The organism is Halorubrum sp. C191, assembly GCF_002727095.1.
Taxonomy (GTDB): Archaea; Halobacteriota; Halobacteria; order Halobacteriales; family Haloferacaceae; genus Halorubrum; species Halorubrum ezzemoulense.
This window is the reverse complement of the sequence record NZ_NHNZ01000007.1, coordinates 1-20,616: the sequence shown is the minus strand read 5'-3', so window position 1 is coordinate 20,616 and position 20,616 is coordinate 1. Positions and strand designations below refer to the sequence as shown.

Below are 20,616 nucleotides of genomic sequence, written 5' to 3'. Positions count from 1 at the left end.
CGGCCCGCCCTCGATCGGCCACCCCTTCGTCCGCCACTGAGGGGGTTCCGGCGAGAACTCGGCGCACGACCCCGAACACTCCCGCGCGGTCGGAACCTTCTCCTTCGCCGCGCAGTGGGGAACGAGCGCGCGCCCCTCGCGCCGGAGTTCGAAGTGTCGGCAGTCGGGTCGCATCGTGTCGTGGAACGAGCGCCACCCCTTCCCGTAGGCGCGCTCCGCGATCTCCAGCCGCAGCGTCTCGGTCTCGGCGTCGCGGCGCTCCTCCTCGCCGGGCGCGAGGTCGCTCGGGTGCCACGCCACATCGGCGGCGTCGGCGTCGACGCCCGCGGAGAAGTCGGTCGCGAGGATCCCCGCTTCGACCGGCAGCTCGCGGAGGAGGGCCGGCTCGACGCGCTCGCCGGTCGTCTCGGTCGCGAGCCACGCCTCGTCGGCGAGGGCGGTCTCCACGTCGTGTTCGAGCTGGTCGGCGAGCCGGTCGGCCGCGGAGCGGTCCAAGTCCGGCTTGTTCTCGACCGCGACGATCCGCTCGACCCAGTCCGGGAACGGGCGCACTCGGCGGATCTCGATCCGGTTCCCGTCGCGCCGCTTCTCGATCAGGCCGCGGCCCGCCGCCCGGTGGACCGCCTGTCGAACGTAGCGCCACGGGTAGCCGGGGTCGGACAAGGCGTCGCGGTACCACGCCCACGCGGCTGGCGCGCCGCGGACGACGTGGAGGAGGTCCGAGTCGATCGTCCGCTCGCCGAACGCGCGCCGCCGTTCGAACGCCGCGGGGTCGACCTCGATCACGACGGTGTCCCAGCGGCGCGCCTGCGTGCCGAGCTGGCGGGCGACGAGCGCGGGACGGCGTCCCTCGCTCGGGTGCCACTCCAGCTCGGCGTACCGACAGACCAACAGCTCGTAGCCGAACTCGGCGTCGGGCGTCACTGTCCACACCGTCGCGGGGCGCGGACAAAAGCGAAACGCTCGGGGCGGGGGCGCCCGCTGTCGGCCGATCGATCGCGCGCCCGTCCCCGCCCCCCGATCAGACGTACTTCCCGTCCTCCTCGTCTTTCCGCTCGTCGAGGTACACGTGGGCCTCCTCGAGGATCTCGCGCGGGCCGTCTTGGGTGATCGTGTTGAGCGCCTGGTCGTAGTCGCGCCACTGGAGGTCGCGGTGCTCCTTCGAGAGTTCGGCGCTCGCCTCGAACGAGCGGGCGATGAACAGGTGGACCGTCTTGTGGATGGTCTTGCCGTTCGCCTCGAACACGTAGTCGTACTCCTCGCGGAACCCGTCGATCAGCCGGAAATCCTCGATCCCGGCCTCCTCGCCGACTTCTCGTATCGCCGTCTGCTGGAGCTCCTCGTCCCCCTCGACCCCGCCTTTGGGGAACTCCCAGTCCCCCGGTCGGCTCTTCAGGAGCAAGTACTCCCGTTCGCCGCGGGTATCGCGGAAGAGGATGGCTCCGGCACTGGTCGCTTCGACCGTCATTGGCCGCAGGTAAGCGATCACCCCTAAAGAGCGTGTCGGACTCCCGAACGGATCCGAACGGCTCGGCCGCGTCGACCGGTCTTCGGCCGGATTCGCGGCGGGGTCTCGCGCGGCGACCGCGGGTAGGTGCGTTTTTACCGCTCCGGCGGTCATTCACGCACGACCCCCAGCCATGACCTTCGTCACGAAACTCCACTTCGCGTCCGGCGACCGCGACGTGCTCGCCGAGACCGTCCAAGAGCTCAAAGAGACGCTCGAACGCAAGGGCGCCGAGTGTAAGGGCCCGCACGCGAGCCCCTCGGAGCGCGTCACCGTGCCGCTGTACAAGGACCTCTCACCGGGCGACGAGTTCTCGCCGTGGCGCTACGACGTGTATCACCGCTCGATGGAGATCCACGGCGCCGACGACATCGCGCGGTCCGTCGTCGCGCGCGGCTTCCCCGACTCGATCCACGTCGAGGTCGAGGTCGGCCAGAAGAAACCGCTCGGTCACCGGCGCGACTGAGTCGCTCGACGCCGCCGAACCGACCGACGACTCCGGTCACGGCTGCGGTTTTCGCCGCGTCGGAATCCACGCGCCAGCGCCGGCTCAACCGAGCGTCCGGAGGTTCTCCGTCTCGACGCGGTCCGGCAGCCGCGCCAACGCGGCGTCGCACCACGCGTCGTGCCCGAGCGTGAGCGTCGTCTCCGGGTTCGCCGCCGCGAGCGCGGCCACACCCGCCGCCGCGGCGACCTGCGCCGCATCGTCGGTCCGCTCCGGAACCTCGGCGGTGAGCGGGTACGTCTCCGAGAGCGCGGGCGGATACGGCCCGAACGGTGGCTTCACGCGCCACACCGCGTCGTACGCGTGATTCGAGGGGGCCTTCGACTCGGTGAGCAGGAGGTCGTCGGGCGCCGCCAGCCTATCGAGTCGGTCGTGGTGTCGCATCACCTCGGGGCGACGGGCCGCCTCCCGTGAGGTGTAGAAGAACGCGTCCTTCGACCCGGGGTCGGTCCGCTCCAGTTCGTCGGCGTGGTCGAGCAGCGCGCGGTAGCCGTCGAGCATCGCCGGGTGGCCGCGGGCGCGGCGGTCGACCAGCTCCAGCAGCGTCCCCGAGCGGATCGCCTCCTTCACGCGGCGCAGTTCCTCGAAGGTGACGTGGAGGTTGTGCTCGGCGAGCAGCCGCTCCGCCTCGCCGTCGTCGAAGCCGCGGAGGTCCGCCGGCTCGTGGTCGGCGCACACGGGACACGAGCAGGGGAAGTAGTCGAGCGCTTCGAGGTGTTCGGTGCCCGAGACCGTCAGGTAGCGGCCGTCGCGGGCCATCAGCGCGTACGCGGCCGAGTCGAACAGATCGCAGCCAGCAGCCACCGCGAGCGCCAGCATCATCGGGTGGCCGGCCCCGAACAGGTGGACCGGCGCCCCCGGCCCGAGCCCGCGCTTCGCTGCGCGCACCGCCTCGACCACCTCGGCGTAGCGGTACGAGTTGAGCAGCGGCACCATCGCCCCGACCGGGAACACGTCGAGGTCGGTCGCGGCCGCGTGGCGCCCCGCCTCCTCGCGGAGGTCGGCGTACGTCGCCCCCTGGACCGGCCCGTTGACGAGCATCTCGCCGGTCTCGGCGGCCTCGGCGTCTGCGAGCGCCCGCTTCGTCGTCTCGAGCTCTGACTCGGCGCGCTCGCGGTCGGCGTCCGGGGGCGTCGGCACGTCGACGGGCGTCGCCACGTCGCTGCCGATCTGTCGCTGGAACTCGATTATCTCCTCGGTCGTCACGTCGATGTCGCCGTACTCGGCCAGCTGGAAGGAGCCCGAGTCGGTCATGATCGCGCCGTCGAAGCCGAGGAACTCGTGGAGCCCCTCGTCGAGCACGCGGTCGCGGATGCGGTCCGTGCTGCGGATGATGTAGGAGTTCGTGATCAGCATCTCCGCGCCGAACTCCTCGCGGAGCCGCTCCGGCTCGATCGTGAGCACGTTGGGGTTGACCACGGGCAGGAGCGCCGGCGTCTCGACCGTGACGTCGGCGCGGGGGACCGTCAGCCGACCGATCCGCCCGGCGGCGTCGTGGTCCCGGATCTCGAAGTGATCGCGCATACCCGGACTGCGCGGACGCGAGCGGTAAGGGTTGCGTTCGGCGGCGAGCGCGCCCGCAGGGGCCGCCCCCCGGCGCGAGCGGGGCTCAGAGCCCGGTCGGATGCGAGAGGTACGTCGTCTCGACGCCCCAGTCGGCGGTCAGCGACTCCAGCGCCCGAACGCCGAACGTCTCCGTCGCGTAGTGGCCGGCGAGGAAGACGGTCACCCCGGCCTCGCGGGCGTCGTGGTACACCTGTTGTTTCCCCTCGCCCGTGATCAGCGCGTCCGCGCCCGCCGCGACCGCCTCGTCGAGCCAGTCGACCCCGGAGCCGGTGACGACCGCGACCCGTTCGACCTCGTCGGGCCCGAAGTCCAGGACGCGCGTGGGCGACGGCTCGCCGTCCGGTTGGCCCTCGAACCCGTCGAGCGTCTCGCGGAGCGCGTCCGCCGAGCGCGGCGCCGCCGTCTCCCCGATCGTGCCGATCGTCACCGGGCCGATCTCGCCGAAGGGGTCACGGTCTTCGAGTCCGATCTCGGTGGCGACGCCCGCCGCGTTGCCCAGTTCCCGGTGGCCGTCGAGCGGGAGGTGCGAGACGTACAGCGCGATGTCGTGCTCGATGAGCGCCGCGATCCGGTCGTGGACGCGACCGGTCACGCGTTCGATGCCGCCCCACGAGAGCCCGTGGTGGACCACGAGGACGTCGGCGCCCGCGTCCGCGGCGGCCTCGATCGTCGCCGTCGCGGCGTCGACCGCGAAGGCGACCCGTTCGACCTCGGCGGGTCCGGTGCCCGGGCTAGCGGCCTCGCCGCCCGGGCCGACCTGAAGGCCGTTCGCGCTCGCGTCGACGTCGGCGTACGCGGCCGTGTCGAGCTCCTCGTCGAGTCGGTCGACGTACTCGGAGAGCCTCATACCGGTCGGTGTGCGCGTCGGCGAATAAAGGGCGCGGAGCGGGCGCGGTCGAGAACGTCGGGGCCGGCGGTCGGGGGTCAGTCGTCGAGCTCCTCGGCGACGGAGTCCGGGACCGCGTCCGGGGAGCCGACCCCGGCGTCGGGAGCGTCCGACTCGACCGAGTCGCCCGTCTTCGGCGTGAAGTCGGGGTCGAACAGCCGGAGCGCCGTGCGGATCGTCTCCCAGTCGTCCTCGCCGGCCGCGTCTCGGAGCGAGTGCGTCGGGGCGGCGAGCAGCTGGCCGACGAGGGCGTCGGCGAGGTCGGCGACCGTCTGGCGCTGCTCGTCCGTGAGGTCGCCCTGCGCCTCCAGCTTCGACATCGCGCGGTCGAGCTCGCGCGCCTTCACCCGGTCCGCGCCGGCGTACATCGCCGAGATGGCGTCGTCGGCGCGCTTGCGCTTGTACGCCTCGAGGATGCGGTCGAGCTCCGCGTCGATGATCGACTCGACCTCGCGCGCCTCCGCGGCGCGGCTCTCCCTAGTCCGCTGGGTCACGTCTTCGAGGTCGTCGATGTCGAAGACGGTCACGCCCTCGCGCGCGCCGGCCGCCGGGTCGACGTCGCGGGGCTGCGCGATGTCGATACAGACGACCCGGCCGGCGCCGTCGACGTACGACGGGTGGACGACGAGGTCGGGGCTGCCGGTCGCGGTGACGACGAGGTCGGCGTCGGGGACCACGGCGGGGAGGTCCGCGAGCGGCACCGCCTCCGCGGGCGTGTCGACCTCCTCGGCGACGAACTCCGCGTGCGGGACGGTGCGGTTCGCGACGACGATGTCCGAGACCGGCGTGTCGTCGAGCGCCCGGGCCGCGAGCGTCCCCATCTCGCCGGCCCCGACGACGACGGCCGAGCCGTCGGTGAGGTCGATCTCGTCCGCCGCGAGCCGGACCGCGGCGGAACCGAGCGAGACGACGCCCTCGTTGATCTCGGTTTCCGTCCGCGCCCGCTCTCCGACGTGGAGCGCCTTCGTCACGGCGTCCTTGAGGACGGGGCCGATGCCGCCGGCGGACTTCGACTCCTCGTAGGCCTCCCGCAGCTGCCCGATGATCTGGTCTTCGCCGAGCACGAGCGACTCCAGCCCGGAGGCGACGCGCATCAGGTGTTCCAGGCTCTCCTCGTGGTCGAGGCGGCGGACCGCGCCGCCGCGGACGTCCGGCGCGAACGTCGACAGCGCCGTCGTGCCGTCGACGGTCCGGTCGGTGACGACGTACGCCTCCGAGCGGTTACACGTCTGCACCGCGAACGCCTCTTCGACCCCTTCTCGCGCGAGCAGGTCGGAGACGGTCGCGCGGACGCCGTCGCCGCCGGCGGCCTCGATCTCGTCGACCGTCGCGTCGGCGTGGGCGACGCTCACGCCGGCGATCGCACCCGTCTCTCTCATCGGTCGAGTACCTCCTCGATCACGGTGTCGGCCTCTTGCCGTCCGTTGGATCTCCCCTTTTGTAAACCCTTCCAAACCCCCCGGGATCTGACAACGCGTCGAACCGCTTCCCGGCGTTTCTCGGGAGGTATACCCTCGGATTTCAGTTCCTCGCGGATCTCGCCAGAGAGCGCCGCCATCTCGCCCGCCCCCTCTATCTCGGCCTCGATCCGCTCGCGTAACGCCTTCGCGAGCGCGGGGCTGGTCCCGCCCGTCGAGAGCGCGACGGTCACCGGCTCGTCTTCCACCGTCGCGGGCACCACGACGCTCCCGGGGTCGCGACCCCCGGAGACGTCGGTCCGGTTGACCAAGATCCCGCGGTCGAGCGCGGCCGACTCCACGGCGGCGTTGACCGCGGCGTCGTCGGTCGCGGCGACCGCGAGCGCGGGACCGAGCCGATCGATCCAGCCGGCGACCGCGTCGGCGTCCGGAGCGGCGCGTAGCAGTTCGATCGCGGTGTCGCGCTCCGCCGCGGGGTCGTCGGGCGAGGGCAATCGCTCGTCGAAGTCGGGACTCACGACCACGACGCGCGCGGCCTCGTCGAAGCCGCGGGCCTTCCGCGAGCCGACGGCGCCGCCGCCGAAGACGACCACCGTCTCGCCCGCGAAGTCGTGGTACAGCGGCGTCACGGACGGCCTCCGGTCCCCGCGATTCGGGGAGTCACGCCGTGTTGCTGTCCGCCCGGTCCGCGATGCGGATACCGGTCTTCTTCAGGATGCGCGTCGAGAACAGGGTGTCCCAGTCGTCCGCGCCGACGTCCCAGTAGTCGTCCATCAGCTCCCTGACCTCGGCGATCCGGCGCTCGCTCTCGGCCTCGGTGCGGCCGTGCGTCATGGCGAAGAAGTTGTACTCCCAGACGCCGGCGTGGCGCGGGCGCTCGTAGCAGTGCGTGACGAAGCCTAGGTCGGCGACGGCGGGGCCGACCTCGTCAAGGGCGTCTTCGGGCACGTCCCAGACGGTCATCCCGTTCTCCGTGTAGCCGAGCGCGTAGTGGTTCGGGATGACGCCGACGCGGCGCACCTTCCCCTCCCGCTCGAACCGCTTGATCGTCTCGATCACCCAGTCCACGTCGGCGCCGACCGCGGCGGCCACGTCGGCGTACGGCGTCTCGGTCACCGGGAGCCCGCCCTGGATCTCGACGACGAGGTCGCGCTCGTCGGGCGTCAACGTTCCGCGGTCGCTGGGCGAGACGTCGGGCCCGAGCCCCGAGAGGTCCACGTCGCCGTCGGGGACCGGCCCGTCGACGAGGAACTTCGCGCCGACGTGGAACTCCCGGAGCTTCGGGAGGTTGTACGTCTCCTGGCTCGTCGCGTCCTCGATCTCCGCGAGCACCTCCTCGACGCGGTCGCTCCCGTCCTTGTCGGGGTCCGGGTGGTCCGCGACGCTCACCACGAACCACATGTTGAGGTGCGGGTGCTCCCGCTCGTAGTTGTGTGCGACCGCGGTGAACTCGTTCACCGTCTCCGCGACCTCGTCGTAGCGGTCCTCGGGCGCGTGCATCGCGACGAGCGAGGCGGCGCCGCCGATCTCCTCGGCGTTGACGAGCGCGCCGAACCGCGAGAGGATCCCCTCCTCGTCGAGCTCGCGGACGCGCTCGCACAGCTCCGGTCCCGTCACGCCGACGCCGCGCTCGCGGAGCGCGGCCGCCGCCGCGTCGAAGGGGCGCTCCGCGACCGGGAAGCCGCCCTGGAACGCGTTGATGATCGCGCGGTCGAGCGCCGTCAGGTCCGCGTCGACCTCCTGCATGGACCGATCTCGGAGCCGCGCGAGAATAAGCGATCCGACCTGACGCCGCGCCGCCGCGGCGGAGGGTGACCGTCGACGCCCGGCGCGCTCCGGGAGCTACCCGTCCACGTCGCGGGCGATGTCGGCGAGCGACGACCGCGGCCCGCGGTCCGCGTCGTACACGGTCCGCTCGCCGGGGATCCGCAGCCCGTACAGCTCGCCGGACACCACCACGTCGAGGACGACGCTCTCGCCCGGCTCCCGGCCGTTCGCGTCGAGCCACTCGACCAGCCGGTTCGTCCCCTCGCCGGACTCGCGCGCCAGCCGCCGGTTGTCGAACGCGCCGCGGAGGAGCCGCCCGCGCGAGTCGGCCGCGACACGCGCGTGGTACTCGCCGCGACCGATCGCGACGCGGATCAGGTCCCCCTGACTCACTCCGAGCGCGTCGCAGGCCCCGGACTCGACGCGCCTGTCGAGCGCGTCGTCGTCGGGAAGTCTGACGCAGGGGCGGCGAGTGCCGCCGCTCCGGGCGAGCGAGACGCGAACCGAGGAAACGTCCTCGCCGTCGGAGGGAACGCGAGGCATCGAAGCGCCGTTACTCGTCGGCGTCGGCGTCGCCCTCGCCGAGCGCGGCCGCCACGTCGCCGTCGCCGTCGACGACGCTCGCGTTGATCTGCGCGATGTCGTCGTCGACCTCGCGGCCGCGGACGGTGATCCGCTTGCGCTCGCCCTCGCGGGAGGGCTCGAAGCCGACGCCGCCCTCGAGGAGGAGCTCCTTCAGGCGGGTGCCGGAGACGTCTTCGCGCATCGGGCGCCCGGTTTCGTCGGAGCCGCCGGTGAGTTCGATCGTATGGTCGGAGAGCCCGACGGCGTCGCCGCCGATCTCGTCGCCGAGTTCGCGACCGAGGAATCGGTTGGCGTCCTGTCCGTCGACCTCTCGCTGGAACGTCTCGCCGGTCTCGGGGTCGGCGACGACGACTTTGAATTCGGCCATGCCCGAACGCAGACCCCCGCGCATAAAAAGCACGTCGAAACGTCGGAACCGCGCGCCGCGCAGCGCTCAGTCGGCTGCCCCGCCGACGCGCACGATCCGGCGCTCGCCGTCGCCCCACGGCCCCTCCACGAACGCGGTCTCGACCGCGCGGGCGACGGCGTCGGGGTCGTCCGGACCGCCGGCGTCGGCGACGCTCCCGACCGAGCCGGGATCGAACGGCAGGCCGAGCGCGTCGTAGACCGGTTCGGTGACCGACGCGATCGGCGCGGCGTCCGCCGCCGAGACGACGAGGACGCCGGCGACGAGCGCCGCGTCGGCGCGCACGCGCTGCGCGAGCCCGGCGACCTTCCCGCCGCCCGCGGCCCCGCCGGTTTCCGTCGCACCGCCCCCAGCGACGCGCAGGGAGTGCTCGCCGGGGCAGAACGCGGCCGGGGGCTCGCCGCGGACCACGTCGGCGCCGAGGTCGCGGAGCGCGTCGCGGAGCGTCTCGGTCGCGGTCTCGTACCGCGAGTCGATCGACCCCCGGTCGCCGCCGGTCGGTACTGCGACGCCGAACGAGAGCGTCGACCCGGTGTACGCGACCGCGCGACCGCCCACGTCGCGCTCGACGGCAGGGAATCCGGCCGCGCGCGCCGCCCGCTTCGCCCGGTCGAACCCCGGCTCGCGGGTGTCCCGCCGGCCGAAGGCGACCTGCTTCGGCGGCGCCGTGACGCGGACGGCCGGGACCCCCTCCGCGGCCGACGCGAGCAGGTCGCCCGCCGGCTCCCGGTCGGCCGCCGGGGTCGCGAACTCGCCCCTGTACACGCGCATGGACGTGCCGACGGCGGCGGCACACAAGCCCCTTGCGCCGAGCGCGGTCGCTCGGGGCGGGGAGAAACCGAGGGCCCCGGGGGGCGCCGGCGCGTGACACAACAGTTTTGTCGGCGCTGGAAGTGGTACCGGTATCGATGAGCGACCTGAGCGCCCTGCCGGTTCAGGCGTACCTGACCGCCTGCCTGCTGGCCGGCGTCATCGGGCTCTGGCTCGGTCGGGTCGCGTGGCGGGAGCGCGACGAGCCCGGCGGCCTCGAGGTCGCGCTGTACCTCCTCAGCGGCGGCGGCGCGTCGCTGCTGTACGGCCTCCAGATCGCCGCGTCCGGTGAGCTCGCGATGCGCGTCGCGCTCAGCCTCGCGACGCCGCTCCTCGGCGCGCTTCCCGTCCTCTGGATGGCGTTCGCGCTGGCGTTCACCGGGCGCGAACGCTGGCGGACGGAGAACCGGATCGTCGCGCTCGCGACCCCCGCGTTCGTCTGGGTCCTCCTCGCGTGGTCGAGCGGGACCCACGGGCTGGCCCGGCGCTCCGTCGCCCCCGTCGCCGACGGCCCGTTCACGCTGCTCGGATACGGGTTGGGTCCCGCCGGCGGCGCGTTCGTCCTCTTCGCGTACGCGCTGTGTCTCGCCGGCGCGTCCCTCGTCGTCGACCTCTACGACCGGACCGGGAACCGCTACCGGCTCCAGACGTTCGTCGTGCTGCTCGGCACGCTGTTCCCGTTCCTCGCGGGGGCCGTGACGTTCGTCGACGTCGGGAGCTACGGGGACCTCTCGTGGCTGCCGACGGCGTTCGTGATCCACGGCGTGTTCCTCTACGGCACCGTCTTTTGGCTCGGCACCCTCGACGCCGCGGTCGTCGCGCGCGACACCGCGGTCGAGGTGATGCAGGACCCGGTGATCGTCTCCGGCTCCGACGGGCGGATCCGCGACCTCAACCCCGCCGCCGAGTCGCTCCTCCCGCCCGACGCGGTCGGCTCGTCGCTGTCGGACGTGTTCCCGCGGCTGGAGTCCGGCGTCGAACACCCGATCGCCATCGGGGACCGCGAGTTCGACATCCAAGAGAACCCGATCACGGACCCGCGCGGGACCGACCGCGGCCACGTCTTCCTGCTCCGCGACGTGACCGCGCGGGAGCGGCGACAGGCGGAACTCGAACGCCGGGAGGCGGAGCTCGAACGGCAGAACGAGCGGTTAGAGGAGTTCGCCGGCGTCGTCTCGCACGACCTGCGAAACCCACTCGCCGCCGCGTCTGCGGCCGTCGAGCTGGCCCGCCAGCGCGACGGCGACCCCGACGGCGCCTTAGAGCGGGCCGCGAACGCCCACGAGCGGATGGACGACATGATCGAGGGACTCCTCGCGCTGGCGACGGCGGGGGAGACGGTCGACGACCTCGACCGGGTTTCGCTGGACGGGACGGTCAGACGCGTCTGGTCGCGGCTCGAGACCGCCGACGCGACGCTGACCGTCGAGGGCGACGCGACCGCGTTGGCCGACCGCGACCGGCTCGAACAGCTGACCTCCAACCTGTTCCGCAACGCGATCGAACACGCGGGAGAGGACGTGGCCGTCACGGTCGCTATCACCCGAGGCGGCGACCGGGCCGCGCTCTCGATCGGCGACGACGGTCCCGGGATCCCGGCCGAGGAGCGCGAGCGAGTCACCGAGCGCGGCGTGTCGCTCGGCGGCGGCACCGGGCTGGGGCTGGCGATCGTCGGCGACATCGCCGAGGCGCACGGCTGGACGCTCTCGGTCGCCGAGTCCGACGCCGGCGGCGCGCGGTTCGTGATCGAGGGGATGGAGGTCGCCGACCCGTGACCGACCCGCCGGAGGCGACCGTCACGCTCCCCGCGGAGGTCGTCGAGCAATACGAGAAGTTCTCGCGGTTCAACTCCCCGTACCCCGCCCACGAACGCGGTCGCGCCGTCGACCTCTACCCGGGCGACGGGGTCGGCCGCTCTCCGGTCGCCGGGACCGTCAGCGCGGTCCGCACCGTCGGCTGTCCGGACCGCCCGTATGCGGCCGACGAGGACCACCTGATCGTCGTCGGCCTCGACGACGAGTGGTGTGCTCGCGCGGGCGCGCCCTCCGGCACCGTCGCGCGGATCCTCCACGTGATCCCGGCGGTGACGCCGGGCGACCGGGTCACCGTCGGCGACGCGCTCGGCCCGACGACCCGCTCGGGCTTCTTCGGCCAGTGGGTCGACGACCACGTCCACCTCGGGTTCCGCCCGCCGGACGCGAATCCCCTCCGAGCGAGCGGGTCGCTCCCGGTCGCCGCGGACCTCCCCGTGGAGCGGGTCGCGTGGGACGGGACCGGAACCGTCGTCGAGCGGGGGCCGACCCACGTCGTGCTCGCCGGCCCGCGGCGGACCGAGCCCGGACCGTCGTTCGCGGCGCTCGCGAGCGACGGGGGGGTCCCGCTCGACGGCGGGCTGACGCACTACGCGGGCGGCGGGACGTTCGCGGCGAGCGACGCGGCGCCCGGCGAGGACGGAAGAGACGAGCGACGCCCGCGGTCGGGCGACGCGGTGTCCCTCCTCGGGACCCGGATCGGAACCGCGGCCGCCCACGGCGGGGGGTCGTCCGGGGCGCCACGGGTCGAGTGGGGGGCGGTCGACGTCCGCGCGAACGGCGATCGCATCGTGGGGCTCTCCCTGTTCGCCGCGCGCGGCGAGCGCTTCGGCGTCAAGTTGGTCTGTCCGGACCGCTCGTTCGCGATCGGCGAGTCGGTGACGGTCGAGCTCGTGCCAAGCGACGACCCGATCCGGCTCGGCGTCGGGTGAGCGAGGCCGTCAATCGATCGCCGGTTGTCGCCCGTTTCCGGGGGGTACAAGCCGTCCCGGGACGACCGGCGGGACATGGATCAGACGGACATCGCGGAGATGGACCCGCTCCCCGACGCGGCGACGCGGTTCGTCGAACAAAAGTTAGAGGACGAACACGGCTACCTCTCGTGGCTGAACACGTCGGTCGAGACGGTCGAGCGCGGGCGCGTCGTGCTCTCGATCCCCTTCGACGAGAAGCTCACGAACACGGACGGGCAGACGATCCACGGCGGCGTGGCGGCGACGCTGATTGACACGGCCGGCGGCGTCGCGCAGCGCACGACGTTCGAGGACCCGCTCGACGGCGGCGTCGCGACGGTGAACCTCAACGCGAACTACCTCCGCCCCGCGACCGGCGACCTCCGCGCGGAGGCCGAAGTGATCCGGGCCGGCGGCTCCATCGGCGTCAGCGAGATGACCGTCACCAGCGGCGTCGACGGGGACCGCGGCGAGGTCGTTGTCGGTCAGGGATCGTTTCGGCTGTTCCGCGAGTAGCCCGGGAGGTCGGCGAGGATCGCGTTGATCCCGCCGCGACCGCCGTCGCCGTCGAGTGCGGCCGCCAGCGCCGCGACCGGCTCGCGGCCGGCGCGATCGGGGGCCGCCCTGACGACGACCGACTGCTCGCCGAGCGGGACGAACGCACAGCCCAGCCGTTCCGCCGTCTCGCGGAGCCCGAGCCCGGCGTCCGCGTCGCCCGCGACGACCGCGCGGGCCGGGCTCTCGAACGCCTTCGCGGTCCGCTCGTAGCCGTCGATCCGCTCGGCGAGGTCCCGGCGGTCGGCGTCGCGCTCGTCCGCGAGGTCGTCGAGCGCCGTGTCGAGGCTCCGACGGAGGCCCGAGACTGTCGGCCGGTTCCGGAAGCGGAGGTCGCGGTCGACGAGGTCCGCGATCCCGGTCACCGCCTCCGGGTTGCCGTCGGGGACGACAAGCCCCCACTCGCGGGTCCAGCCGCCGAGGGCTTCGGCGCCGACCTCGCGGTCGGTCGGTCCGGCGGTCACCGCCACGTCGGGGACGCCGTCGCGGAGGCGGCGGTGCCCCTCGCGCGAGCCGACGGCGAGGTACCGCGGGTTCGCGAGGCGGTCGAGCAGGCGGTTGAGCGCGGGGTCGTCCTCGCCGACGCCGAGCAGCGTCGGCGGGCGCACGTCCGGCGAGAACAGCTGTACCTCGACCGCCTCACCGGCGTCGAGGACCTCCGTGTCCGGGTCGACCGCGACGACGCCGTCAGCCTCGACGAGGCTCGTCGTCGCGCCGGACCCCTTGTCCACCGGGTAGACGAGCGGGGGGGCGTCGTCGTCTAGGTCGAGCAGGCCGACGGGCATCAGCCGGAGACGGCCCTCCGAGTAGCGCTCGCTCACGCCCATCCGCCCCTCGACGGTCGCCGTCGCGGGCTCGGGCTGGCCGGCGGCGTCGCGGATCGCGGGCGCGACGAACGTGCGAAATATGGTGAGCGCGGACACCGGGTAGCCGGGGAGGCCGACGTACGCGGACTCGCCGACCGAGGCATCGTTCCGGGCGGCGTCCTCGCCGACGCCTTCGTCGCCGTCGCCGTCGCCGCCGTCGGAGCCGCCCCGGTCGAGCCGGCCGATCAGCATCGGCTTCCCGGGCTTGACCGCGACGCCGTGGAGCAGGAGCTCCCCGCGCGCCTCGATCACGCGGTAGATGACGTCGACCGCGCTCGCCGAGGTCGACCCCGACGAGAGCACGAGGTCGCACTCGTCGGCCGCCCGGCGCAGCAGCCGCTCCATCTCGTCGTAGTCGTCGCCGGCGTGCGGGTAGAGGACCGGCTCGCCGCCCGCCTCCTCGACGCCGGCGGCGATCGTCGTCGAGTTCACGTCGTAGATCTCCCCGCGGTCCGGGTTCAGCGCCTCGCCCGGGCGGACCAGCTCGTCGCCGGTCGAGACGATACCGACCCGCGGCCGCCCCTCGACCGGGACCTCGTCGACGCCGAGCGCCGACAGCAGCCCGATCTCGCGGGGCGTCAGCCGCGTGCCCGGTCCGAGCGCGCGGGCGCCGGCGGCGATGTCGGTCCCGGCTGTCATCACGTGATCGCCCGGCGCGACCGACGTGCGGACAGCGATCCGCGAGGGACCGTCGTCGTCGACCCCGTCCCCGCCCGAACCGAGCTCGTCGGTGCGCTCGACCATCACGACCGCGTCGGCGCCGTCGGGCATGACGGCGCCGGTGGAGATCTCCGCGCAGGTCCCCGGCTCGACGGTCACGTCGGGCGCGGCGCCCGCGTGGACCGCGCCGACGAGGTCGAGTTCGGCGGGATCCGCCTCGTCCGCGCCGAAGGTTTCCCGCGCGCGGACGGCGTACCCGTCCATCGACGCGCGGTCGAAGCCGGGCACGTCGATCGCGGCGTCGACGCGCTCGGCGAGAACGCGACCGCGGGCGTCCGCCAGCGAGACCGTCTCCGGGGTCGGCGACAGGTCGAGCGATTCGATCGCCTCGCGCGCGGCCTCGGGGGTCGCGAGGTCCCGGAACTCCTTGCGGTCGCTCATTCCGTCACCTCCCACAGTTCGACGTCGACCGACTCGCCGGCGTCGAGCCCCTCCCGCGGCTCGGGCACGACCACCCAGCCGTCAGCGAGCGCGACGCTGGAGAGGATGCCGGAGCCGCTCGCGCGGGTCGGCGTCGCGGTCGGGAGCGCGTCGTCGACCGCCGCGTCCCCGTCGGGGCCGTCGTCGGGACCCGAAAGTGACACGCGCGCGAAGGTCCGTACACCGGGCTCGCTCGCGACCTTCCGGCCGAGCGTCGCGCGCCGCGTCGGGAACGGCTCTACGTCGGCCCCGCCCGCGCGCTTCATCGCAGGGCGGAGGAACTGCGCCGCGTTGACGATACACGCGACCGGGTAGCCGGGCAGCGACACGATCGGCGTCCCCTCGGCGCGGCCGAGGCAGACTGGGTGCCCGGGCTTCAGCGCGACGCCGTGGACCAGCACCTCGCCGAGGTCGCCGACGACCTCGGGGATCAGGTCCCGCTCCCCGACCGACGAGCCGCCGGTGGTGACGACCACGTCGGCGTCGAGGTCGGCGGCGACGGCCTCGCGCAGCGCCTCCGGGTCGTCGGTGACGACGTCGCGGTAGCGCGCCTCGCCGCCCCAGCGCTCGACGAGCCGGGAGACGGTGAGCCCGTTCGTCTCGATCACCTCGCCGGGGCCGGGATCCGACTCCACCAGCTCCTCGCCGGTCGGAATCACGGCGACCTCTGGCGGCTCCCGGACCGTGACGGTGTCGAAGCCCACCGAGCGCAGCAGGCCGAGGTCGGAGGGGCGCAGGGCGTGGCCGGGCTCGTAGAGGCGCTGGCCGTCGGCGACATCCTCGCCGGCCTCGCCGACGTTCTCGCCGGTCGCGACCGCCTCGAACACCTCCACCTCGCCGTCGACCGACTCGACCTGTTCGATCATCACGACCGCGTCCGCGCCCTCCGGGACTGCGCTGCCGGTGTGGACCCGAGCGGCCTCGCCGGGCGCGACCGCGTCCGCCTCGGCGGGCTTGGCGGTCAGGACCGCCGGCGATCGGTCGCCGGCGCCGAAGGTGTCGCTCGCGCGGACGGCGTACCCGTCCATCGCGGCGCGGTCGTACCCCGGCACCGGCGCCGGCGCGTCGATCGGTTCGGCGACGACGCGGCCGTCGGCCGCCTCGACCGGGACCGTCTCCGTCCGGTCGTTCGGCGCGACGGCGTCGAGCAGCGTCGCCCTCGCGTCCGCGACCCGGGTCCGCCGCTTGAACCCGGACTCCCGTCTGTCGTGGCTCATGCTCACACATTCGCGGCCGCGGGCAAAAACCCCGTTCTCCGCGGGCGCCGGCGTTCGGACCCTCGGTCGCGGCCGCTCGCCGACGCCCCCGGCCGCCGACGCGCCCGGTCAGGCGAACCACGAGAGGAACCGGCGAGTCCGGTGGACCGACTGGAGGGCGGCGACCTTCGCGGCCGTGAGCGCGCCGAGGGTCGTCCGCCTGGTGGCCCGGGCGCCCCGGGCCGCGCCGGTCCGCGCGTAGTACCCGGACCGGCGTCCGGCTGCGCCGACGTAGTGTTTCGCCGCCATTCGGATCGGCGCGCGCCGGCCGTCGACGGTCGTCGTGCCGCGGCGGATCGCCGTCAGCACGTCGTCCGCGGTGACCTCGCCGACCGACTCTCGCCCCTCGATCGTCAGCTCAGTGAACGCCCGGCCGACGTACTGGAGGTGGTGCGCGTCGCTCGCGGCGACCCCCGGGTAGCCGTGGGTCGCCGCGAACCGCCGCGCGCGTCGGTTTCGGTACCCCGTGAACAGCCACGCGTTGAACACCTCGACGGCGTCGACCTCGGCGCCCGGCGCGGCGGCCCCGGCCGCGTCGACCGCGTCCTCGTCCGGCAGTTCCGCGTCCACGCCGGACGTTTCGGCGTCCGGCGCTTCCCCGCCGGAGCCGTCGCCCGATCCGGGCGTCGGGATGTCGCGCTGACGGACGCCGTGGCGCGAGCGCTGAAACGGGTGGGGAACGATCGCGACGCCGCCCTGCTCGTGGATCCGCCGGACCGTCTCGGCGTACGGCTCGCCGCGCGGCGGCATTCGATCGACGCCGATCGCCAGCAGGTGGCCGTGCGCGGTCGACACCTCCACGCCGGGGATGCCGATCAGCCCGTACTCGGCGGCGGTCTCCGCGGCGCGTTTCGACTCGCGGATCACGTCGTGGTCGGTGATAACGACCGCGTCGAGCCCGATCTCGGCCGCGTGTTCCAAGATCAGATCGACCGGCTCGTGCCCGTCGTAGCTGTCCTCGGAGTGCACGTGCGGGTCGATGCTGACGGTGACGCGGGACACGACCGAACTACGCGGCGGGAGGTATATAAATGGAGGAGCGGCGGCGGTTGGCCGAGAAGGGATCCGTCGCGCGCGCCGTCGACGGTCTCACCCCTCTCGTAACACCCGCACCTCGTGGTCCGCGTTCCCGCGGTCCACGATGGCCACGTCGCACTGGACGTCCTGGATGCGCTCGAAGGTCGGCGGAGAGACGAGCCGCGAGGCCGCGGAGCGGTCCCCGCTCGACCCCATGAGGACGAGGTCGTAGGCGTCCGCGTTCGCGCCGAGAAACGCCGTCACCTCCGACCGCGCGACCCGCGTCTCGACCGGCCCCGTCGTGGTCTCGACGAGGTTCGCCAGCTTCGTCTCGGCCCGTCTGCGCTCGGACTCGGCGTCGATACAGGTACAGACGCTCACCCCGCCGCTCTCGCCGGCCAGTCGCTCTGCGAAGTCGATCATCGCGTGCGCCGAGTCGCCGGGCCGGGCGACCAGTACGAGGACGCGCCGCCAGGTGTGGACGCCCGTCGTCGACCGGAACGCGACGGCGTCGAGTGGACCGGCGAAGACCTCCCGGGCGAACGGCGAGAGGAGGCCGTCTTCGGTCTCGTACGGCGTCACGATCAGGTCCGAGTTCGTCGCGCGGGCGGTCTCGACGGCGACCCGGGCCGGATCGCCGTCGGCCGCGACGACCACCTCGCACGGCACGTCGAACCGGGCTCGGATCTCCGCGGCGTGAGGTTCGAGCCGCTCGACCGCCGCCGCCGCCGCTCGGTCCGAGACCTCCTCCTCAAAGTCGCCGTCGAACGACGCCCGCACCGAGTCCGGGAGGTCTCCGGGCGTCGCGGCGCCGTGGTCGGCGGACACTGCCCGCTCCGCGACCGCCATCTCCGCGTCGTCGACGATGTCGAGGAGGACGACCTTCCCGGCGTCGTGGGCGGCCGCGAGCCGCGCGCCGAAGAACGCGGTCGCCTCGCTCGTCTCCCCCCGCATCGGCACCAGGACGTGGTCGTCAGCCTGCGTGGTCCCGTAGAGGTAGCGAGCGCGCTCCTCGTAGAACCGCGTGCGCCAGACGGTGAACGCGCCCGCGACGAGACTGCCGGAGACCGCGACGGCCACGACGTAGGCCGCCGCCGGGTCGACGGTGGTGCCGAACACGAGCACCGCGTCGCCGCGCGCGCTCACGAGGACCAGAAGCGCAGTCGAGAAGGCGGCCGGTTCCTCGACGCTGGCCAGCCACGTCAGGCCGCCGCAGAGCATGATCGACAGCCCGGCGCTGAGCGGACTGATCGCGCCGGTCGAGACGCCGCCGACACCGAGCAGCGAGAGCTCCAGCGCGGCCCACCCCGCGAGCGCCCCCGCCACGAGCCCCCCGACGAACGTTCTCGGCGAGGAGTACTGTCCCTGCGGGTCGGAGAAGAGCGTGTAGGCTCCCGACGCCAGCGGCGGGAAGAGGAGAAACGAGAGGTCGGTCAGGTTCGTTATCTGAGTGACGAGCGCGATGAGCATCGGCACGAGCAACAGCGTCGTCAGGTGGAGCAGATTGCTCGTGTCCTCGGCCCACTGCCGGAGTTCCGCGAACTCCCGGCGTTCGATCCGACGTGCCCGTCGGCGAGCGGCGCCGAGTTTCGCTCGCAGCCTGTCCAGCATTACTCTTGCTTCGCTCGTGGCGGTCAAGAGCGTGGCGGAGCGTCCGACGCGAACGCCGAGCGTGACCCCGACGCGCGTCGGCGACGGAGACGACGCGGACCGAGACGCCTCGACGGGGAACCGAGCTCGCCGGACGACGACCGCGCGCAGCCGGCGGTACCAACCGTTAGGTTCCCGGAGGCGAACGGGGACGTATGACCGACGCGGACGACGCCGGCGATCCCAGCGAGTTCCGTGACCTCGACGACCTGCCGGACGACCCGACCGACCGGGAGTACGTGGAGCGAACGATCCGGCTCGCCAAGGAGGCGGTCGAGGCCGGAAACACCCCGTTCGGCGCCCTGCTCGTGGTCGACGGCGAGGTCGTCAGCGAGGCGCGCAACGAGACGCGGACCGAGGACGACGTGACGGCGCACCCGGAGCTGACGCTCGCGCGGTGGGCCGCGCGGGAGCTCGACGCCGACGAGCTCGCGGACTGTACCATGTACGCCAGCACGGAGCCGTGCCCGATGTGTTCGACCGCGATCCACTACGCGGGGATCGACCGGGTCGTCTTCGGCGTCGACGGCGAGACGCTCGGCGAGCTCTCCGGCGGCGTGGTGCCAATCCCCTGCGAGGAAGTGGTCCGGCGCGGCGGCGGGGAGACGAGCGTCGAGGGACCGATCGCCGTCGACGCCGCGATGGCCGTTCACCGCCCCTTCTTCGGCGAGTCGTGACGGCGGAGTCAGATGCGAGCGACGGCGGAAGCGGTGGTTCGCCGGCCGTCCTCTGCGTCGGGGCCGCCGCGATAGACGAGTGGTACGCGGTCAGCAACCTCCCGGAGCCGGACGGCGGCGCGTTCGCCCGGGAGGTCACGTCCGCGTTCGGCGGCGTGGGCGCGAACGTCGCGGTCGCGCTCGACCGCCTCGGCCGCGACGCGGGGCTCGTCAGCCGCGTCGGCGACGACGAGTACGGCCGGAGAGCCCTGGAGTACCTCGGCGAGACGGGCGTGGACGGGACGCACGTCGCGGTCGGCGACGACGCCCACACCCGGTCCTTGATCCTCCGCGACCCGGATGGGGAGCGCGCCATCGTCACCGCCGGCGAGAGCTTCCGCGGGCTCCGCCTCGACGGCGACGCGCTCGCCGCGATGGCCGACGCCGACGCGGTCTTCCTCACCGCCTACACGCCTGACAGCGTGGCGCGGCGGGCCCTCGACCGGGTTCGGTCGCTCCGCGAAGCCGCCGAATCAGGCGAGTCAGGGAGCGACCCGCCCGCGCTCGTCTTCGACCTCTCGGGATCCGTCGAGGAGCTAGTCGGGCGCGGCACGGAGCCGGCGACGGTCCACCGGTTTCTCCATGAGGCCGACCTGTTCGTCGCGGACGGCGTCGCCGCGCCGGCGTTCTTCGGATCGGCGGACGCCGCGGTCAAGCGGGTCGCGAGCGCGCATACCCGAGCGGCCGAGTCGGCGCCCTCACCCGGGCCCGAGTCGCGGTCGCGGGGTGGCCCGACGTGGCCCCGCGCCGTCCTCACGCACGGCGCCGACGGGATGACGGCGATCGCGGGCGGCGAGGTGTCCGAGTTCGACGCGTTCGACGTCGAGACGGTCGACGCGACCGGCGCCGGCGACGCGTTCACCGCCGGGCTGATCGACCGGTGGATCGCTGGAGCCCCCGCGGGGCCGTCCGCCGACCGTGACGGCGTCGCTGGCGGCGTCCGGTTCGCGGCCGCGATCGCCGCGATCAACTGTACGAGCCGGTTCACGCAGCCCGGGCTCCCGACGCGGAGCGAGGTCGAGGCGTTCCTCGCGGACCGCGGCGTCGACGTCGGCCGGTAGGGGACCCTCCTCCCGATCACCGCGCCCCGCTCACCGAACCGCGTCGGCGGCGTCGACGAGGTCCGCGACGCGGTCGGCGTCGACCGGGGCGGTCGTCTCGCCGCCCCGTTTCAGCGCGGTGCCGACGATCGCGCCGTCGGC

At 73.4% G+C, this 20,616-nt stretch carries 20 protein-coding genes and 1 pseudogene; 6 read left to right on the top strand and 15 right to left on the bottom strand.

Annotated features, from left to right (window positions below; all coding sequences use genetic code 11):
• A partial coding sequence (locus Z052_RS00485; RefSeq protein WP_099288482.1) for a DUF5787 family protein occupies positions 1 to 924 on the bottom strand: 924 nt, incomplete at its 3' end.
• 97 nt (positions 925 to 1,021) lie between these two features.
• Complete coding sequence (locus Z052_RS00480; RefSeq protein ID WP_049929747.1) at positions 1,022 to 1,468, bottom strand: bis(5'-nucleosyl)-tetraphosphatase; 447 nt, start codon at positions 1,466 to 1,468, stop codon at positions 1,022 to 1,024.
• 172 nt (positions 1,469 to 1,640) lie between these two features.
• Here Z052_RS00480 and Z052_RS00475 point away from each other — a divergent pair, with 172 nt between their 5' ends.
• Positions 1,641 to 1,973, top strand: a complete 333-nt coding sequence (locus tag Z052_RS00475) for an uS10/mL48 family ribosomal protein (protein ID WP_049929748.1) — start codon at positions 1,641 to 1,643, stop codon at positions 1,971 to 1,973.
• Positions 1,974 to 2,057: 84 nt separating this feature from the next.
• On the opposite strand, the gene tgtA is transcribed toward Z052_RS00475, so the two are convergent.
• The 8 genes from tgtA to Z052_RS00435 all read right to left on the bottom strand — a co-directional run bounded on the left by tgtA (position 2,058) and on the right by Z052_RS00435 (position 9,411).
• Positions 2,058 to 3,536: a tRNA guanosine(15) transglycosylase TgtA gene (gene tgtA, locus Z052_RS00470; protein ID WP_049929749.1), complete on the bottom strand. Its 1,479-nt coding sequence runs from the start codon at positions 3,534 to 3,536 to the stop codon at positions 2,058 to 2,060.
• 85 nt (positions 3,537 to 3,621) lie between these two features.
• Positions 3,622 to 4,425 (bottom strand): Nif3-like dinuclear metal center hexameric protein, encoded by an 804-nt coding sequence (locus Z052_RS00465; RefSeq protein WP_094521263.1) that lies wholly within the window; start codon positions 4,423 to 4,425, stop codon positions 3,622 to 3,624.
• Between the two features lie 77 nt (positions 4,426 to 4,502).
• Positions 4,503 to 5,843, bottom strand: a complete 1,341-nt coding sequence (hemA, locus tag Z052_RS00460; RefSeq protein WP_094580559.1) for a glutamyl-tRNA reductase — start codon at positions 5,841 to 5,843, stop codon at positions 4,503 to 4,505.
• The gene (locus tag Z052_RS00455) at positions 5,840 to 6,511 is read right to left on the bottom strand and encodes a bifunctional precorrin-2 dehydrogenase/sirohydrochlorin ferrochelatase (RefSeq protein WP_049929752.1); all 672 of its coding nucleotides are present in this window, start codon (positions 6,509 to 6,511) and stop codon (positions 5,840 to 5,842) included. The genes hemA and Z052_RS00455 overlap by 4 nt, the downstream gene beginning before the upstream one ends.
• Positions 6,512 to 6,542: 31 nt before the next feature.
• Positions 6,543 to 7,628, bottom strand: coding sequence for an Lrp/AsnC family transcriptional regulator (locus tag Z052_RS00450; RefSeq protein WP_094521264.1), 1,086 nt, complete (start codon positions 7,626 to 7,628; stop codon positions 6,543 to 6,545).
• A gap of 96 nt (positions 7,629 to 7,724) precedes the next feature.
• Positions 7,725 to 8,192 (bottom strand): hypothetical protein, encoded by a 468-nt coding sequence (locus Z052_RS00445; protein ID WP_094521266.1) that lies wholly within the window; start codon positions 8,190 to 8,192, stop codon positions 7,725 to 7,727.
• Positions 8,193 to 8,202: 10 nt separating this feature from the next.
• Positions 8,203 to 8,601, bottom strand: a complete 399-nt coding sequence (locus Z052_RS00440; protein WP_094521268.1) for a 30S ribosomal protein S6e — start codon at positions 8,599 to 8,601, stop codon at positions 8,203 to 8,205.
• A gap of 66 nt (positions 8,602 to 8,667) precedes the next feature.
• A complete protein-coding gene (locus tag Z052_RS00435) occupies positions 8,668 to 9,411 on the bottom strand; it encodes a lipoate--protein ligase family protein (RefSeq protein ID WP_094521270.1) in 744 nt (247 codons plus the stop codon).
• 137 nt (positions 9,412 to 9,548) lie between these two features.
• Here Z052_RS00435 and Z052_RS00430 point away from each other — a divergent pair, with 137 nt between their 5' ends.
• From Z052_RS00430 to Z052_RS00420, 3 genes are all read left to right on the top strand, one after another.
• Positions 9,549 to 11,225, top strand: a complete 1,677-nt coding sequence (locus Z052_RS00430; protein ID WP_094494312.1) for a histidine kinase N-terminal 7TM domain-containing protein — start codon at positions 9,549 to 9,551, stop codon at positions 11,223 to 11,225.
• Entirely contained in the window at positions 11,222 to 12,193 is a 972-nt protein-coding gene (locus Z052_RS00425) for a hypothetical protein (protein ID WP_094521272.1), read from the top strand. The genes Z052_RS00430 and Z052_RS00425 overlap by 4 nt, the downstream gene beginning before the upstream one ends.
• A 75-nt stretch (positions 12,194 to 12,268) precedes the next feature.
• Positions 12,269 to 12,730 (top strand): PaaI family thioesterase, encoded by a 462-nt coding sequence (locus Z052_RS00420; protein WP_049929759.1) that lies wholly within the window; start codon positions 12,269 to 12,271, stop codon positions 12,728 to 12,730.
• On the opposite strand, the gene Z052_RS00415 is transcribed toward Z052_RS00420, so the two are convergent.
• From Z052_RS00415 to Z052_RS00400, 4 genes are all read right to left on the bottom strand, one after another.
• Positions 12,700 to 14,736 (bottom strand): molybdopterin biosynthesis protein, encoded by a 2,037-nt coding sequence (locus Z052_RS00415; RefSeq protein WP_094521274.1) that lies wholly within the window; start codon positions 14,734 to 14,736, stop codon positions 12,700 to 12,702. The genes Z052_RS00420 and Z052_RS00415 overlap by 31 nt on opposite strands.
• Entirely contained in the window at positions 14,733 to 15,992 is a 1,260-nt protein-coding gene (gene glp / locus Z052_RS00410; RefSeq protein WP_099288480.1) for a gephyrin-like molybdotransferase Glp, read from the bottom strand. The genes Z052_RS00415 and glp overlap by 4 nt, the downstream gene beginning before the upstream one ends.
• Before the next feature lie 108 nt (positions 15,993 to 16,100).
• Positions 16,101 to 17,033, bottom strand: a complete 933-nt coding sequence (locus Z052_RS00405; protein WP_049929762.1) for a PHP domain-containing protein — start codon at positions 17,031 to 17,033, stop codon at positions 16,101 to 16,103.
• A gap of 87 nt (positions 17,034 to 17,120) precedes the next feature.
• Positions 17,121 to 18,659, bottom strand: coding sequence for a universal stress protein (locus Z052_RS00400; RefSeq protein WP_049929763.1), 1,539 nt, complete (start codon positions 18,657 to 18,659; stop codon positions 17,121 to 17,123).
• A 194-nt stretch (positions 18,660 to 18,853) separates the two neighbouring features.
• Here Z052_RS00400 and Z052_RS00395 point away from each other — a divergent pair, with 194 nt between their 5' ends.
• A complete protein-coding gene (locus tag Z052_RS00395; protein WP_049929764.1) occupies positions 18,854 to 19,375 on the top strand; it encodes a nucleoside deaminase in 522 nt (173 codons plus the stop codon).
• Positions 19,372 to 20,475 (top strand): carbohydrate kinase family protein, encoded by a 1,104-nt coding sequence (locus tag Z052_RS00390; RefSeq protein ID WP_049929765.1) that lies wholly within the window; start codon positions 19,372 to 19,374, stop codon positions 20,473 to 20,475. Before Z052_RS00395 ends, Z052_RS00390 begins: the two co-directional genes overlap by 4 nt.
• A 30-nt stretch (positions 20,476 to 20,505) precedes the next feature.
• On the opposite strand, the pseudogene Z052_RS00385 reads toward Z052_RS00390, so the two are convergent.
• Positions 20,506 to 20,616: pseudogene (locus tag Z052_RS00385) on the bottom strand (BtpA/SgcQ family protein); the annotation flags it as partial.